This window comes from Streptomyces sp. NPDC059785, from assembly GCF_042732375.1.
GTDB lineage: Bacteria > Actinomycetota > Actinomycetes > Streptomycetales > Streptomycetaceae > Streptomyces.
This window is the reverse complement of record NZ_JBHWHV010000041.1, coordinates 1-14,641: the sequence shown is the minus strand read 5'-3', so window position 1 is coordinate 14,641 and position 14,641 is coordinate 1. Positions and strand designations below refer to the sequence as shown.

At 73.0% G+C, this 14,641-nt stretch carries 15 protein-coding genes and 1 pseudogene; 8 read left to right on the top strand and 8 right to left on the bottom strand.

Annotated elements, in window-relative coordinates; all coding sequences use genetic code 11:
- Positions 1 to 17: 17 nt before the first annotated feature.
- The 3 genes from ACFV6E_RS27625 to ACFV6E_RS27615 all read right to left on the bottom strand — a co-directional run bounded on the left by ACFV6E_RS27625 (position 18) and on the right by ACFV6E_RS27615 (position 3,146).
- Positions 18 to 521, bottom strand: a complete 504-nt coding sequence (locus ACFV6E_RS27625; RefSeq protein ID WP_385166810.1) for a DinB family protein — start codon at positions 519 to 521, stop codon at positions 18 to 20.
- Between the two features lie 66 nt (positions 522 to 587).
- Complete coding sequence (locus tag ACFV6E_RS27620) at positions 588 to 2,099, bottom strand: carotenoid oxygenase family protein (protein WP_385465251.1); 1,512 nt, start codon at positions 2,097 to 2,099, stop codon at positions 588 to 590.
- Between the two features lie 99 nt (positions 2,100 to 2,198).
- On the bottom strand, positions 2,199 to 3,146 hold the full coding sequence (locus ACFV6E_RS27615; protein WP_385166806.1) for a LysR family transcriptional regulator: 948 nt from the start codon (positions 3,144 to 3,146) through the stop codon (positions 2,199 to 2,201).
- A 112-nt stretch (positions 3,147 to 3,258) separates the two neighbouring features.
- On the opposite strand from ACFV6E_RS27615, the gene mgrA reads away from it, so the two are divergent.
- Positions 3,259 to 4,260 carry an L-glyceraldehyde 3-phosphate reductase gene (gene mgrA, locus ACFV6E_RS27610; RefSeq protein ID WP_385166804.1) on the top strand — a complete coding sequence of 334 codons (1,002 nt, stop codon included), beginning with the start codon at positions 3,259 to 3,261 and terminating at the stop codon, positions 4,258 to 4,260.
- Between the two features lie 52 nt (positions 4,261 to 4,312).
- Here the strand turns inward: mgrA and ACFV6E_RS27605 are convergent, their stop codons facing one another.
- Positions 4,313 to 4,699 carry a nuclear transport factor 2 family protein gene (locus ACFV6E_RS27605; protein WP_385166802.1) on the bottom strand — a complete coding sequence of 129 codons (387 nt, stop codon included), beginning with the start codon at positions 4,697 to 4,699 and terminating at the stop codon, positions 4,313 to 4,315.
- 398 nt (positions 4,700 to 5,097) lie between these two features.
- Here ACFV6E_RS27605 and ACFV6E_RS27600 point away from each other — a divergent pair, with 398 nt between their 5' ends.
- On the top strand, positions 5,098 to 5,508 hold the full coding sequence (locus ACFV6E_RS27600; protein ID WP_385166867.1) for a hypothetical protein: 411 nt from the start codon (positions 5,098 to 5,100) through the stop codon (positions 5,506 to 5,508).
- Between the two features lie 74 nt (positions 5,509 to 5,582).
- Here ACFV6E_RS27600 and ACFV6E_RS27595 read toward each other — a convergent pair whose 3' ends face one another.
- The 4 genes and pseudogenes from ACFV6E_RS27595 to ACFV6E_RS27580 all read right to left on the bottom strand — a co-directional run bounded on the left by ACFV6E_RS27595 (position 5,583) and on the right by ACFV6E_RS27580 (position 8,347).
- Entirely contained in the window at positions 5,583 to 6,842 is a 1,260-nt protein-coding gene (locus ACFV6E_RS27595) for a streptophobe family protein (RefSeq protein ID WP_385465249.1), read from the bottom strand.
- Between the two features lie 55 nt (positions 6,843 to 6,897).
- Positions 6,898 to 7,323, bottom strand: coding sequence for a PRC-barrel domain-containing protein (locus ACFV6E_RS27590; RefSeq protein ID WP_385465247.1), 426 nt, complete (start codon positions 7,321 to 7,323; stop codon positions 6,898 to 6,900).
- A gap of 317 nt (positions 7,324 to 7,640) precedes the next feature.
- Positions 7,641 to 8,192: pseudogene (locus ACFV6E_RS27585) on the bottom strand (PRC-barrel domain-containing protein); the annotation flags it as partial.
- Positions 8,189 to 8,347: a hypothetical protein gene (locus ACFV6E_RS27580; RefSeq protein ID WP_385465244.1), complete on the bottom strand. Its 159-nt coding sequence runs from the start codon at positions 8,345 to 8,347 to the stop codon at positions 8,189 to 8,191. The pseudogene ACFV6E_RS27585 and the gene ACFV6E_RS27580, both read right to left, overlap by 4 nt.
- A 229-nt stretch (positions 8,348 to 8,576) precedes the next feature.
- Between ACFV6E_RS27580 and ACFV6E_RS27575 the strand changes: the two genes are divergently transcribed.
- From ACFV6E_RS27575 to ACFV6E_RS27550, 6 genes are all read left to right on the top strand, one after another.
- Complete coding sequence (locus ACFV6E_RS27575) at positions 8,577 to 8,918, top strand: STAS domain-containing protein (RefSeq protein ID WP_385166797.1); 342 nt, start codon at positions 8,577 to 8,579, stop codon at positions 8,916 to 8,918.
- A 143-nt stretch (positions 8,919 to 9,061) separates the two neighbouring features.
- Positions 9,062 to 9,514: an ATP-binding protein gene (locus tag ACFV6E_RS27570; RefSeq protein ID WP_385166795.1), complete on the top strand. Its 453-nt coding sequence runs from the start codon at positions 9,062 to 9,064 to the stop codon at positions 9,512 to 9,514.
- A gap of 154 nt (positions 9,515 to 9,668) precedes the next feature.
- Positions 9,669 to 10,907, top strand: coding sequence for a PP2C family protein-serine/threonine phosphatase (locus ACFV6E_RS27565; protein ID WP_385166793.1), 1,239 nt, complete (start codon positions 9,669 to 9,671; stop codon positions 10,905 to 10,907).
- Positions 10,904 to 12,559 carry an ATP-binding protein gene (locus ACFV6E_RS27560; RefSeq protein ID WP_385465241.1) on the top strand — a complete coding sequence of 552 codons (1,656 nt, stop codon included), beginning with the start codon at positions 10,904 to 10,906 and terminating at the stop codon, positions 12,557 to 12,559. Before ACFV6E_RS27565 ends, ACFV6E_RS27560 begins: the two co-directional genes overlap by 4 nt.
- Entirely contained in the window at positions 12,556 to 12,999 is a 444-nt protein-coding gene (locus ACFV6E_RS27555) for a response regulator (RefSeq protein ID WP_385166789.1), read from the top strand. The genes ACFV6E_RS27560 and ACFV6E_RS27555 overlap by 4 nt, the downstream gene beginning before the upstream one ends.
- Positions 13,000 to 13,150: 151 nt before the next feature.
- Positions 13,151 to 14,611 carry a diacylglycerol/lipid kinase family protein gene (locus tag ACFV6E_RS27550; RefSeq protein ID WP_385166787.1) on the top strand — a complete coding sequence of 487 codons (1,461 nt, stop codon included), beginning with the start codon at positions 13,151 to 13,153 and terminating at the stop codon, positions 14,609 to 14,611.
- Positions 14,612 to 14,641 lie beyond the last annotated feature (30 nt).

The following is a 14,641-nucleotide window of genomic DNA, read 5'->3' as shown; positions in this document are numbered from 1 at the left end:
ACCGGGGCTCCGGCCCCTCAGCCGGTCAGTCCCCGCACGTACGCGGCCTGGCCGATGTGCTGGAGGTCGTCGGACAGGACGCTGGCCAGCCGCACGCCCAGCGTGACCGGCGGATCCCAGTTCTCGTCCACGACCCGCTCCAGATCCTTGTCGCTCAGCCCGCGCACGTACTTCAGCGTCTGCTCGTGCACGGCGTCGTAGTAGCCGGTCAGCAGGTCGCCCGAGTCCACCCGGACCTGGGCGACCTGCTGCGGGGCGTGCCCGTACCCGGTGTCGCCGCGCGGCAGGCCGAGCCCGAAGCGGTCCACCCACTCCTGGGACAGCCAGACCTGTTCGAGCCCGGCCGCGTCCGCGATGTGGTCGTCCTGGACCCGGGTCAGGTGCCAGACCAGCCAGGCGATCGAATTGGCGCCGTCCCGCGGCTGCGCGTTGAGTTCCTTGGCGCTCAGACCGTCGAGGGTGGCGTGCACCTCCTCCTGGACGCGTCCGAAGGCCTCGTCGAGAAGATCCTTGGCATGCATGGCTCCAGCCTCTCTCACGTGCGGCAAGATCGCGATCTCCGGCCGGGTGCCCGTCCGCCGCCGCCCTCACGCGTCCGGGATCCAGCTCCCGTGGAAGCCGAGCGGCACCCGGCCGGGCAGCCGCACCCGCGCGACCGGCTCGCCCGTGAAGTCCTGGGCGGCCAGGACCAGCAGATCGGCCGCGCCGCGGTCGGGATCGTGGACGTAGGCCAGGGTGTAGCCGTCGTCCTCGGCATGCGCCCCCTCGGCGGGCACGAAGACGGCCTCGCCCGCGGCGGCGCCCCGCGGCAGCCGGTGCACCTGGGTGGTGCCGCGCAGCAGGTCGTGCTTGACCAGCGCGTTGCCGAAGGCACGGTCGGGCGGGTTCCCGTCGGCCGTGAGATAGGCGAGCGTCATGTCGGCGGCGGCGGCCGTATAGACGTAGCGGTGCCGCCGGGAGACCAGCGCCTCGTTGACGCGCGGGAATTCCTGCGGGCGGTCGTCCAGGCGCCGGGTGCGCACCCGGCCGTGCGCGAGGTCCACGGTCCAGCGCTCCACCGACGCGGTGCCCGCCGCGTAGGGGCCGCCCGAGCCGCGGCCCGCGACGTCGAAGGGCGCCGGGTACGTGGTCATGTCCACGATCACCGAGGCGCCCTCGTCGTAGGCGTTCACGGTGTGCGAGTAGAAGACCGGGTCCACCTCGAACCAGCGCACCGCGCCCCCGGCCCTCGGCAGCAGACCCACGCGCGCGGGACGCTCCGCGTGCCACACGTACGGCACCGGGTCGCCGCGCTCCGCGCCGGCCGGGTCGAAGACGACCGGCATGTCGAAGACGACCACGTACCGCTCGGTGAGCGCGAAGTCGTGCATCATCGGCGCGCCCGTCACCGGGATCCGCGTCGTGCGCAGCACCCGCCCGGAGGGCCCGATGACGAGGTGCCGGACGTGGTCCCACGCCGGGTAGTAGGTGACGGCGTGCAGCTCGCCCGCGCGGGCGTCGAACTTGGTGTGCGCCGTGAACGCGCCCTCCAGGGTGCCCCGGAAGTCGTACGTGCCGACCGTTTTGAGCTCGTCGTCCAGTTCGTAGGGCAGCGGCCCGCTCTCCTGGAGCGCCAGGATCCGCCCGCGGTGGCCGATGACGTGCGTGTTGCACGCGAAGTCGTCCGGCGGTACAGGGCCCTGGCGCGGTTCGCCCAGTTTGTCGGCCACGGCAGCCGAGCGGATCCAGCGGTTGCGGTACCACTCCGCGCGGCCGTTGCGCAGCCGTACGCCGTGCACCATGCCCTCGCCCAGCATCCAGTGGTGCGCCCGGGGGTCCTCGAGGCCGAGCACATTGGGGCCGTTGCGCAGGAAGCGGCCGTTCAGCTCGCGGGGGAGGCGGCCGGTGACCGGCAGGCCGAAGGCCGTAAGCTCCTCGGTGACCGGCGCGAAGGCAACCTCCAGGAACGGCCAGTGGCGCTCGGGTCGTGTGGTCGTGCGCGGTCGTGGCCGGGGCTGCGCCGCCCGGGCCGGGGCCCCTTTGGCCACCGTGCCGGCGATCCCTCCGGCCGCCGCGACCGCCGCCCCGCGCAGCACGCTGCGTCGGCTCCGATCCGTCATGTCCCTGCTCCCGCCTGCCGCCTCCCGGCCCGTCGTCCGGCCGTACGCGGCGTCTGTCGTCGTGGACGCCAACGAGTCTGCGGGCGGACGACGGGCGGGTCAGGAGTGCTGGGCCCCCGCCCGGGGTGGTGCCAGGCCCCCTGTTCTCCCTGCTCCGCCCGGCTCCGGCGACATGGACAGCAGCGCCATCAGCGCGCGGGCCGCCGGGCTGGTGGCGTCCTCGGGCGGCAGCATCGCGACGGTCTCGTACCGCATGTCCCCGGTGCCCTCGAGCGGCAGCGAGGCGAGGCCGCGGGCCTCGCGCTTGTGGCCGAAGTGCCGTGGCACGACCGCGATGCCGAGACCCTCGTGGACCAGTTCGAGGAGGCTGTGCACATCGCTCACCTCCAGGGTGACCGTCCGGCCGACGCCCGCCACCGCGAAGGCCGCGTCCGTGACGCGCCGCGGCCCCCAGTCGGGGTGGAAGTCGACGAAGGGCTCCCCGCGCACGTCCGCGGGCGTGAGGGGACCGCCGTCCGCGAGCGGGTGCTCCGGGTGGCACAGCACGGTCATCGGCTCGCCCGTCAGCGGCACCGAGCGCAGATGCTCGGAGTCCGGCCGCGTACGCACCGCGAAGGCCAGGTCGAGCCGGCCGCCCGCGACCTCCTCGGCGAGCGCGCCGGAGCCCGCCTGCCGCAGCCGGATCTCCACGTCCGGATGGGCCCGCCGGAAGGCGGCGAGCAGCCGGGCCACGGCCACGCCCGCGATGCACTGCTCGGTGCCCAGCGAGAGCGTGCCGCGCACCACGCCCTGCACGGCGGCCACCGCGTCCCGGGCCGCCCTGACCTGGACGAGCACCCGCTCCGCCTCGGCCAGCAGCGCCCGCCCCGCCTCCGTCAGCGTCACCCTGCGGGTGGTGCGCACGAACAGCGAGGCGCCCAGCTCCCGTTCGAGCGCGCGGATGGACGCGGACAGCCCGGACTGCGACACCATCAGGCGCTCGGCCGCCCGGGTGAAGTGCCGGTCCTCGGCGACGGCCACGAAATGCTGGAGCTGGCGCAATTCCACGATTGAGAAGACTAGACGCTGAATCCCATCCGATTCTTCTGTTGGACCGCTGCCCGGTGCGCGGGCGAAAGTGGGGGGCGTCTCTTTTGGCACTCTCCTCCAGGAGCGCACGTTGTACACGGCGAACACCGACCGTTACGAGGCCATGCCCTACCGCCGCAGCGGCCACAGCGGACTGAAGCTCCCCGCGCTGTCGCTCGGCCTCTGGCACAACTTCGGGCCCGACCGTCCGGTGGAGACCCAGCGGCAGATCCTGCGCCGCGCCTTCGACCTCGGCGTCACCCACTTCGACCTGGCCAACAACTACGGTCCGCCGCCCGGGTCCGCCGAGTCCGCGCTCGGGGACGCGCTCAAGGCCGACTTCGGCCGCTACCGCGACGAGCTGATCATCTCGACCAAGGCCGGATACCTGATGTGGCCGGGCCCGTACGGCGAATGGGGATCGCGCAAATACCTGCTGTCCTCGCTCGACCAGAGCCTGGACCGGATGGGCCTGGACCACGTCGACATCTTCTACTCGCACCGCCCCGACCCCAAGACTCCGCTGGAGGAGACGATGGGCGCCCTGCACTCCGCGGTCCAGCAGGGCAAGGCCCTCTACGTCGGCGTCTCCAACTATTCGGCGGAGCAGACCCGGCAGGCCGCCCGCATCCTGGGCGAGCTCGGCACCCCGCTGCTGATCCACCAGCCGCGCTACTCGATGCTCGACCGCCGCCCGGAGACCGAAGGGCTCCTCGACACCCTGGACGAGCTGCGGGTCGGCTCCATCGCCTACTCGCCCCTCGAACAGGGTCTGCTGACCGGCCGCTACCTCGACGGCATCCCCGAGGGATCGCGTGCCGCGAGCGACAGCCCCTTCCTCACCGCCGACACGGTCACCGAGGACCTGGTGCGCAAGCTGCGCGAACTCGACGGGATCGCCAAGTCGCGCGGCCAGTCGCTGGCGCAGATGGCCCTTGCCTGGGTGCTGCGCGGCGGCCGGGTGACCTCGGCCCTGGTCGGCGCGAGCAGCGCCGGACAGCTCGAGGACAGCGTGGCGGCGATCGGCGCGCTCGACTTCGAGGACGAGGAACTGGCCAGGATCGACGCGGTCATCGAGCCGTCCGGCCGGTGAGCCGCCGGCCCGGCGCCCGCCGGCGCCGGGCCTTTCGTCGCACCGCGTGACGTCAGGCGGCTCCGGCCGGCACCCGGTCCAGGAAGCCGAGCACGGCGCGGATCCGGCCCTCGCCGTCGAGCGTGATGACGTCGAACCCGGCGACGGGCGCCGAGCCGTCCGCCTCGCTGACGAGCTCCCAGCCGAAGCGGGCGGTGTCGTGATGCCCGTCGACCGTGCCCAGCGGCCGGAAGACGAAGCCGGGGAACTGCTCGCGCGCCGCCGCTATGACCGCCGCGAGCCCCTCGTGCCCGCGGACGTCCGCCAGCGGATCGGTGTACGTGCCGTCCTCGGCCCAGGCGGCGGCCACCGCCTTCTCCCGTGTCTTTCGGTCACCCGCGTTCCAGGCCTCGAAGTAGCGTGCGACGGCGTTTTCGTAACGGTCAGTGCTGTTGGACATGGTCGGTCAGCCTCCATCGGAAAAAGACGTGCCGGTCGGATGCCGGATTCCGTCACGTTTGCTCCGCGGGAACCCGGTACCGCAACCATGCCGGTCGACGGCCTGACCGGTCGATTACCTCGTGGGTAAGGGCGACTGTTCCCTTTCGGCCAAAAGAAGCTGTGAATGTGCCATGAGACTGGCTGGAATGGCGTGGTGACAGAGTGTCAGGAGTGGCGATACTCGATGAACAGGACGATTCAGCCACGCCCGCGGACTCCCTTCGCACGGAAGCGCACCTTCGTACCCGCACCGAAGCGCACCTTCGTACCGGCGTGCACAGCACATCAGCCGCACCGCACACGAGCCGCATGGAAAGGAAGGCCCGGCCGGCGACGAACGTCGTAATGGGGGAGATCGTGCACGACGAATTCCTGTGCCATGTGACCGCGTACGGCATGTGCGACGGTCAGCGCGTCGGCGTTCCCCTGGGGACGTACCGGGCGCCCACGCTGGCGCTGGCGCTGTGGTGGATGCGGGACCGGGCGTCCTGGATCGCCGAACGGCTCGACCCGCACCCCGACGACCCCCATTTCCCCCCGAACTCGATCGCGCCCGTCGCCGCGGGCGTCACCGATGTGCCCAGTGTGCTGCGCGCGTGGTGCGGGGACGCCGTCCAGCAGGAGCTGGTCGCCGAGGAACTGGCCGCCGGGAAGCTCGTCCGCATCGCCACGAACGACGACACCACCGAGTACGAGTTGCTGGCGGAGTCCGTGGACGCGCTGCGGATGCAGCGGCTGGTGCCGGTGCTCTCCACGCCGGCGGCGTGAGCGCATGTGCTACGCGGTCTGCTGTTGGCCGGCTGCGGCGCCGTCGTGGCCGGGCGCGCAGTTCCCCGCGTCCCTCAAGGGGCGCTGCCACTGCGCCCTGTGGCCAGTGCGCCGAGGAAACCGGTGACCAGCCCCCACAGCACGGCGAAACCCAGGGTCGTCCACACGTGGGGGTGCAGGACGAGTCGGCCCGACAGGGCGCCGTTCAGGTCGCCGAAGATCGGGAGTGACAGGGTGTAGTGGGTGTCGATGCGGGCCAGCAGGCAGATCAGCAGGACCGTGAGGGCCAGGGCGAGCGCCAGGCGTACGGCGTGCTGCCACGGTCGTGTGCCGGCGGGGGAGCGGCGCGCCGCCCAGTAGGCCGCGGCCGGCAGCAGCACGGCGTCGACGACGGGCAGCCACCAGACCCGGGCGTCGTACTCGGCGAGCGTGCGCAGGTCGAGCGTGGAGAGGTCCGGGGCGCGCAGCACCTGGTCGAGCAGGTGCGGCACCGGCAGCCCGAAGGGGCCGTCGACGCGGCCCTCCCAGGAGGCGCCCAGACCGATGGTGAGGGCGAGCCAGACCAGGTTGGGCAGCCCGAGCAGCAGCACGGCGAAGGTCTGTGCGGCGTGGCCCCGGGTGGCCGCCACCACCAGTCCGACGACCAGCCCGATCACCACGCTGCCGAGCAGCAGCGCCACCATGGCGGCGGCGGCCGGACGCACCGGCCGCCGGTACCGGCCGAGGCGGGCCGGCAGCGGCGTCCCGCGCGACACGAGCAGCGCCAGTACGAGGACGACCGCGAGCCACCCGAGTCCGCACAGGAGGGTGACCGGTACGTCCGCGCGGAACCCCGCCCGGGGCGAGACGCCGAACAGCCCGCCGAGGTCCGCGAGCGTGCCCCCGCCGAGCGGGACCGCGAAATCCTGCCGGGCCCCGTACGCGAGCCCGGTGAGCACAGCCAGCCAGCAGACCGCGATACGGGCGGCCCAGCCCGCCAGTGCGCGTCCGCCGGTCAGGGGCCGGTGCCGCAGCGGCCGCAGGAAACCGGCGCCGATCACCAGGGCACCGGCCAGGGTCACCGACAGCGGCATCGCGGTGAGCCCCGCCCGGGTGTCGGCGAGCGGCCCCGCGTCGGCCGAGACATCGAGGCCGCCGCCTGCCGCCGTCACGACCGTCGCGGCGACGGTCCCGGCGAACACGTGGCCCGGGAGCCCGTCCGCACCGGCGGCCCACAGTCCGAGCGCGGCGACCGCGCCCATCGCCACCGCCCCGGCCAGTACGGTCGCCAGGGCCTGGAGCCAGCCGGGACGGGCCGTACGTCGTGCCTGGTCGGGCGGTGCGTGGCGGGTCACATCACCACGCTAGGCAGTGCCCGCCGCACCCGCCCGCCGGGCAGGGCCAGGTGCCTCAGCCGGTGCGGACCACCAGGGCGTAGTCGCCGAGGCCGAGCAGCCGGTCGCCGGGGATCTCGCCGAGGGCCGTGCAGACCGTCCCGATGCGTCCGGTGGCCGGGTCGAAGGAGACGTCCTTGACGGTGCCGCGTTCGTCGCCGTCCTCGGTGAGCACCTTGGCGCGCAGCGCCTCGTGCGGGGCCGGCTCGGGCGGGGCGGCGGCGTCGGGCGCGCGGTCGGACCGCACCAGGACGGCGTCGGGACCGAAGGCGTGGAACGCGTCCCAGGGAAGCGTGAGCTCCTTGCGGCCCCGCGCGCCCGTGAGCCGTGCGTGGGTGACCCGTCCGGACGCGGTGTCGACGGCCAGCGACTTCACGACGCCGAGTTGGTCGGCCTCGCCCAGCGTCACCACCGGCAGCCCGCGGGCCTGCGAGAACATCATCACGAGCCCGCACCCTTCTCGAAGCCTTCGCCACCGGCACCGCCGGGGCGCGAAGCCGCGGCGGACTCGGCCGCCGCAGCAGACCCGGCAGCCGGAGCCGCGGAAGCAGACCCGGCAGCCGGAACAGACCCGGCAGCCGGAACAGACCCGGCAGCCGGAACAGACCCGGCAGCCGGAACAGACTCGGTCGCCGGAGTCGCCGGAGTCGCCGGAGTCGCCGGAGTCGCCTGAGCCGCTCGAGTCGCAGTAGCCGTCCCCGCAGGTTCGGCCCCCGGCGCCGGTTCAGGCGCCGACGTCTCCGCCGTCCGGATCCGGTACGCCTCGACCTGGCTGACGAACCCCGCCAGGTCGTCGGCGACGAAGCGGGTGGCGTCCGCCGGGATCACCAGGGCCTGGCCGGACACGGCGAGGGTCTCGCCGCGCGGTACGAACACCTTGCGCCGCCGCCGCTTGGAACCGGGTTCGAGCGACTCCCGCGCGGCGATCCGGAAGCCGACCACGCGCCCGCTCATCCCGCCCTCGACGACGATGTCCAGGACGGTGCCGACATCCGCGCCCGCGTCGGTCAGCACCCGCGCGCCGAGCACCCGGCCGTGCGCCGCCTCGTCCCTGGCGACCACCGCGGCGGGCTCGGCCAGCGCCTCCCGGCCGCGGATCATGACGGCGTGCCGGCCCAGCGAGTGCACCGCGCCCCACGGCAGGCTCTGCTTGAGCGGGCCCGACAGCAGTCCGCGCCCGCTGAGCGTGAACCCGGTGATCCGGCCCGCGGGACCGTCGAAGACGGTGTCCTTGACCTGCGCGACCACATCGCCCCCGAGGGTGACCACCGGCCGCTTGCCGAGGTCGCGTGCGCCCATCAGCTCGCTCATCGCGCCGCCCTCTTCTGGCCGCTCGCGCCGAACCGGCGTCCACGCTGCACCGCGATGACGGTCCCCGACCGCCTGCGCGTCTGTACCCAGACCGCGGCCACGGCCAGCAGCAACAGGGCAGCCACCACGACGACCAGCCACACCCACCAGGCCACCGTCCACCTCCGGTCCTCAGCGCCCCGGCCGCCGTCGGCCGGATCCGGCCCTGTCCGTCTGCCCCGCGCCGCCCGGAGGATGCGGGAGACGGCCGTACGGGACCGGACAATTGGCGACTGGCAACGATTGCCAAAGGTTAACCATCGGCTACGGTGGGCCGGACATTCCCCGAAGTCGACTCGAAGGGCTGCCGTGCATTCAGGTCGGAGTACCCCTCACATGGGCGCCATGTCGCTGTCCGTGCGCGCATCCGGCCGGGCCTCGGTGATCGCCGTGGGCGGTGAGGTGGACATCGACAACGCGGAGGAACTGGCCGAGGCGATCACCTCGGCGGCCGCCGCCCGGCCCGGCGCCCTGATCCTGGAACTGCGTGAGGTGACGTTCGCGGACTCCTCCGCCGTCAACGTCCTGCTGCGGGCCCACGGCGCCCTCGGCCCCCGGCTCGCGCTCGCGGCGCTCTCCCCGTTCATGGACCGCCTGCTCGACATCACCGGCGTCTCGCGGGTGCTCCGGGTGCACGAGACCGCGGCGGCGGCGCTGACCGCCGCCGACCTGGGACGACGGACGTGACGGAAGTCACCGGACCAGTGTCCGCAGCGGGCTTCCCGGCTCTCCTGATCCCGGAAAATATCGGGGTGACTGGGGAGGACATCTCGGGGTACGAGCACTTGTGCAGCAGCGACCGGACGTACCGGATTTCGAGAGAGACAGGCATGATCGAGCACTTGGGCGGAGCAGTGATACCGACTGGCTTCGACGTGCCCGTGGAACCGCTTCGGCGGGCGGCGCACTACACCGGCGAGCCGGGGTGCATCGCCGAGGCACGAGCCTTCGCGGAGCTGTTCCTCGAACAGCTCAGGTCCGAATGGTGCGCCGAACCGGACGCACGGACCGACGGTGATCTCCTCCTCGTAGTGAGTGAACTGGTCACCAACGCGGACCGGCACAGCCACGGGCCGTACATTCTCGAACTGGAGGGCACCGACGCCTCCGTCACCGTCACCGTCTACGACAGCAGTGGCACTCTGCCCCGGCTCTATCCGCGGGACCCCCAGCGCATCGGCAGGCACGGACTGGAGATCGTCCACGCCCTCGCGACGGAAGTGACCGTGGGACGCGTCCCGGTGGGCAAGTGCGTCAGAGCGGTACTGGACCTGCGCCGTTGAAGCGGTCGTCGCTTGTGCGAAGACGGACCGCGGGGAACGTGACGCGGTGCGGACCGCCCGGCACCGGGTCGCGTACCCGTGGACCCCGGGGGTGCGCGGCGGCAGTAGGCTCACCGCAGCCGACGGTCGGCGTGGGGCACTCGAGGGGGTGAGCGTGGCGGATCGCCCGCTGCGGACCGGTGAACGCGGCGCGCCGCCTCGTCCGGGCAGCTCCGACCCCCTGTGGGGGCTGGACGCCACCGCCGCACTGCTGCTGGTGGAGGACGACGCCGGGGACGCACTGCTGGTACGGGAGACGCTGGCCGACAGCGGCCTGCCGATGGACGTCACCTGGTGCAAGTCACTGACGGAGGCCAGGACCTTCCTGCGCGGCTCGACGCATGCCATGTGCGTACTGCTCGACCTGCATCTGCCGGACACCCATGGACTGAGCGCGGTCCGGCTGGTCCGGGAGACCTCGCCCGACGCGGCCGTCGTCGTGCTCACCGGAGTCGCCGAGAACGAGGCGGGCCTCGCGGCCGTCGCCGAGGGCGCCCAGGACTTCCTGTCCAAGGACGGGCTGACCCCCGAGGCCCTGGGCCGCGCCGTGCGGTACGCCCTCCAGCGCAAGCAGGTCGAGCGCTCCGGCGCCGAACTCCAGGCGAGCCGGCTGCTGGCCCAGGAGAACGCACGCCTGGAACGAGGTCTGCTGCCCCGGCCGCTGCTGCGCGGCGACAGCGGACAGGTGGCCTCCCGCTACAGCCCCGGACGCGACCACGCCCTCCTCGGCGGCGACTTCTTCGACGTCGTGGAGAGCGCCGACGGCGGCCTGCACGCGGTCATCGGCGACGTCTCCGGGCACGGCCCCGCCGAGGCCGCCCTCGGCGTGTGCCTGCGCGTGGCCTGGCGGGCCGCCGTGCTCTCCGGCTGCGTCGGCACCGCACAGGTCCGCCTGCTGGAGGAGATACTCGGCGCCGAGCGCGACGCCGAGTACATCTTCGCCACCCTCACCATCCTGCGCCTGGACAAGGACCGCACCCGGCTGCACGTCATCCGTGCCGGCCATCCGGGACTGCTCGTCCGCACCCCGCGCGGGATCGACCTGCTCGAACCGCCCACCGGGCCCGCGCTCGGCCTGATACCCGGCCATGCCCACTGGCCCGAGACCGAACTGCCGGCGCACGACATCAGCGCCGTGACGCTGTTCACCGACGGACTCTTCGAGGGCGTCGTGGCCCCCGGCACCCGGCTCGGTGAGGAAGGACTGCTCGAAGTGGCGAGGAAACACATGACCGCGCGGGGACGCCCGTTCGTCGACGCGCTGGTCGACGAGGTGGCGGCGCTGACCGCGGCGCACGGCGGACTCGCCGACGACGTGGCCGTCCTGCACATCGCCACGGACGGTGCCGAGTGATACCCGGCGCGGTGCGGGACCGGCCCGCGGACGACGCCGGCGAGGCCCGCGACAGACGCGTCGCCCGGTTCACCGTGCAGGGCTGGATCCAGGTCGTACTCGCCGTCAACGTCCTGCTCGTGGTCGTCTTCGCGGTGTCGGGCGCGATCCTGCAATCCCGGGCCGACGACCGCAGCGACCTGCTCACCGACCGCATCCAGCCCGCCCGCTCCACCGCGTACCAGCTGGAGACCGCGCTGGTGAACCAGGAGACCGGCGTCCGCGGCTACGTGCTCAGCCAGGACTCGAGCTTCCTGGAGCCGTACAAGACCGGCGTGCGCGAGGAGGCCAGGCTGCTCGAGCTGCTCGGCACCGAACTCGCCGGGCACTCGGTGATCGCCGACGACCTGGCGGACGTACGGCGGACCGGCGAGGACTGGCGCCGCGACTACGCCGGGCCCCTGATGGCGACGGCCCCCTCGACGACCGCGGGCGAGACGTCCCGCCTCGAGGCCAGCAAGGCCAAGTTCGACGAGATCCGCGGTCTGGCGGCGACGCTGGAGAAGGACCTCCTGACCCTGCGCGACCAGACCCGCGCCTCGGCGGAGGACAGCCGCCGCTCCCGCAACCTGTTCTTCCTGGGCATGTTCGCCGCCTTCCTGGCCAGCGGCGTGGCCCTGACGCTGCTGCTGCACCGGCTCGTGGGGCGCCCGCTGAAGGTCCTGGAAGCCGCCTCGGTGCGGGTCAGCGGCGGGGAGTTCGAGCGGCGGATCCGGCTCGACGGGCCGCGCGACCTGGAGTCGGTGGCACGCGCCGTGGAGGAGATGCGCCGCCGCATCGTGGAGGAACTGTCCGCGGCCCGCGCGCGCGAGGCACTGCTCCAGCGCCAGACCGCGGAACTCGACGCCCAGACTCTCGAACTGAAGCGCTCCAACGCGGAACTGGAACAGTTCGCCTACGTCGCCTCGCACGACCTCCAGGAGCCGCTGCGCAAGGTCGCCTCCTTCTGCCAGCTCCTGGAGAAGCGTTACGGCGACCAGCTCGACGACCGCGCCAAGCAGTACATCGACTTCGCGGTGGACGGCGCCAAGCGCATGCAGGTGCTCATCAACGACCTGCTGACCTTCTCCCGCGTCGGCCGGGTCGGCGAGGAGGAGGCCCAGGTCGACCTCGGCGCGGTACTGGACCGGGCGCTCGGCAACCTCAGCGTGTCCATGGAGGAGACGGGGGCCCGCGTCGTGCGCGAGGGCCCGCTGCCCACCGTGACCGGCGATCCGACCACCCTGACCATGCTCTGGCAGAACCTGGTCGGCAACGCCGTGAAGTTCCGCCATCCCGAGCGGCCGCCCGAGATCGTCGTGAGCTGCGCGGCCGAGCCGGAGGACGGCCGCTGGCGGCTGTGCGTACGGGACAACGGCATCGGGATCGACCCCGAGTTCCGGGAGAAGGTCTTCATCATCTTCCAGCGGCTGCACGGCCGCGACGAGTACGAGGGCACCGGCATCGGCCTCGCCCTGTGCCGGAAGATCGTCGAGCACCACGGCGGCACCATCACGCTCGACGGAGCCAGTGGTGAGGGCACGACCGTGTGCTTCACTTTGCCCGAGGCGCGGCCGTCCTCCCTTCCCGGGAGCGACCAGGCACCGCGTCCTGCCGAAGGAGCCCGAACGTGAGCACGCGCGCCGAACCCATCCAGGTCCTGCTGGTCGAGGACGACCCCGGGGACGAGCTGATGACCCGGGAGGCGTTCGAGGACAACAAGATCCGCAACACCCTGCACGTGGTGCGGGACGGTGAGGAGGCGCTCGACTTCCTCTACCGCGCGGGCCAGTTCGCCGACGCGCCCCGGCCCGATCTGATCCTGCTCGACCTCAACCTGCCCAAGTACGACGGGCGTCAGGTCCTGGAGCGGATCAAGTCCGACGGCGACCTGGCGCACATCCCGGTCGTCGTGCTGACCACCTCCGCCGCGGAGGAGGACATCCTGCGCAGCTACAAGCTGCACGCCAATGCCTACGTGACCAAGCCGGTCGACCTCGACCAGTTCATCGCGGCGGTCCGGCAGATCGACGACTTCTTCGTGACCGTGGTGAAGCTGCCGAAGAGCCAGTGACCGCCGGGCGGCCGAAGAGTCAGTGACCGCCGGGCGCCCTCCGCCGCAACCACCCTCCATGAATGCGCCGACTCGGGGCACGAGGACTTCAGGCGGCACGGACCTTGCCCGCCGGGAGATCCGTTGTCGAGAGCAAGGGGTGGGTCGAACCATGACAAGTCCGAAGGCATGGCGGCGAACGGGCGGCCGGATAGGCCGGCGGCCGATCCCGCGGGCCGTACGCCGGGCCGGACTCGACAGCACCGGCAGGCCCGGCCTGCGCCGGGTCGCCGCGGGCGGCCTGCTGTGGGGCGGCGCGGCAGCCCTCCTCGGCGCGGCGGGCGACCGCACCGCACGCCGCGCCGCCCTGCGCGGCATCGGCACCGTCGCCATCGCGTCGGCCGCGACCCGCGCGCTCGCCCGCCCGGCGGCCCGCAAGGTGGAGCCCCTGGAGGCGGCCGGGCACGCCGCGTCGGCCGCCGCGTTCGCCGCGGGCGTCGTCCTCGAAGCGCCCCGCTACGGGCTGCTCGTGGTCCCCGGGGCCGTCGCCCTGACGATGGCGCGCAACCGCTCCCGGGTCCGGCACCCGGGCGACGTGGCCGCGGGTGTCGCGATCGGCATCGGAGCCGCCGCGCTCAGCGCCCGCTGGTGGCCGGTCAAGCCGGAGGCCGCGGCCGCCGCCGCACCGCCCCGCAGGCCCGCGCCCGCCCTGCCCGACGGCGCCGGACTGCACATCGTGGTCAACCCGTCCTCGGGACTGTCCCGCGCCTTGGACACCCCCGACGTGGCGGAGCAGCTGCGCGCCCTGCTGCCCAAGGCCGAGGTCCTGGTCCCGGGCGAGGGACAGGACCTGCTCGACCTCCTCGAACAGGCCGGGGAACGGGCCAAGGAGCAGGGCGGCGCGCTCGGCGCCTGCGGCGGCGACGGGACGATCAACGCCGCGACCGCGGTGGCGCACCGCCTCGGCCTGCCGCTCGCGGTGTTCCCCGGCGGCACCTTCAACCACTTCGCCGTCGACCTCGGCAACCTCTCGCTCGACGACGTCGTACGGGCCGTGCGGGACGGTGACGCGGTCGTCGCCGACCTCGGGCGGGCCCAGGTGCGCGGGGAGACGGAGCAGGTGTTCCTCAACACCTTCAGCCTCGGTGTCTACTCCGACCTGGTCGACGCCAGGGAGCGGCTGGAGAAGCGGATCGGCAAGTGGCCGGCGCTGGTGGCGGGGCTGGTCCGGGTGATGGCCACGGGCAGCCCCGTCGACGTCTCGGTCAACGGCAACCCCAAGCGCCTGTGGCTGCTCTTCGCGGGCAACGGCATCTACCACCCGGCGGGCTTCGCGCCCACGTACCGCACGCAGCTCGACGACGGTCTGCTGGACGTCCGGGCCGTCGACGCGTCGACCCCGCTGGCCCGGACCCGGCTGCTGCTCGCCGTGCTGACCGGCACTCTGCACAACAGCCGGGTCCTCACCACGGCACAGGTACGCAGCCTGCGCCTCGAAGTCCACCGCGGCGACCCGCGGTTCTCCTACGACGGAGAGGTGACCCGCGCCGCCGCGCCCCGGCTGGTCCTCGACAAGCTGACCCGTGCGGTGACCCTGTACCGGCCCGCGGAGAAGGACCAGTGGCTGCGCTGAGCGCCGGCAGGACGTCATAAGGCGGGTGGC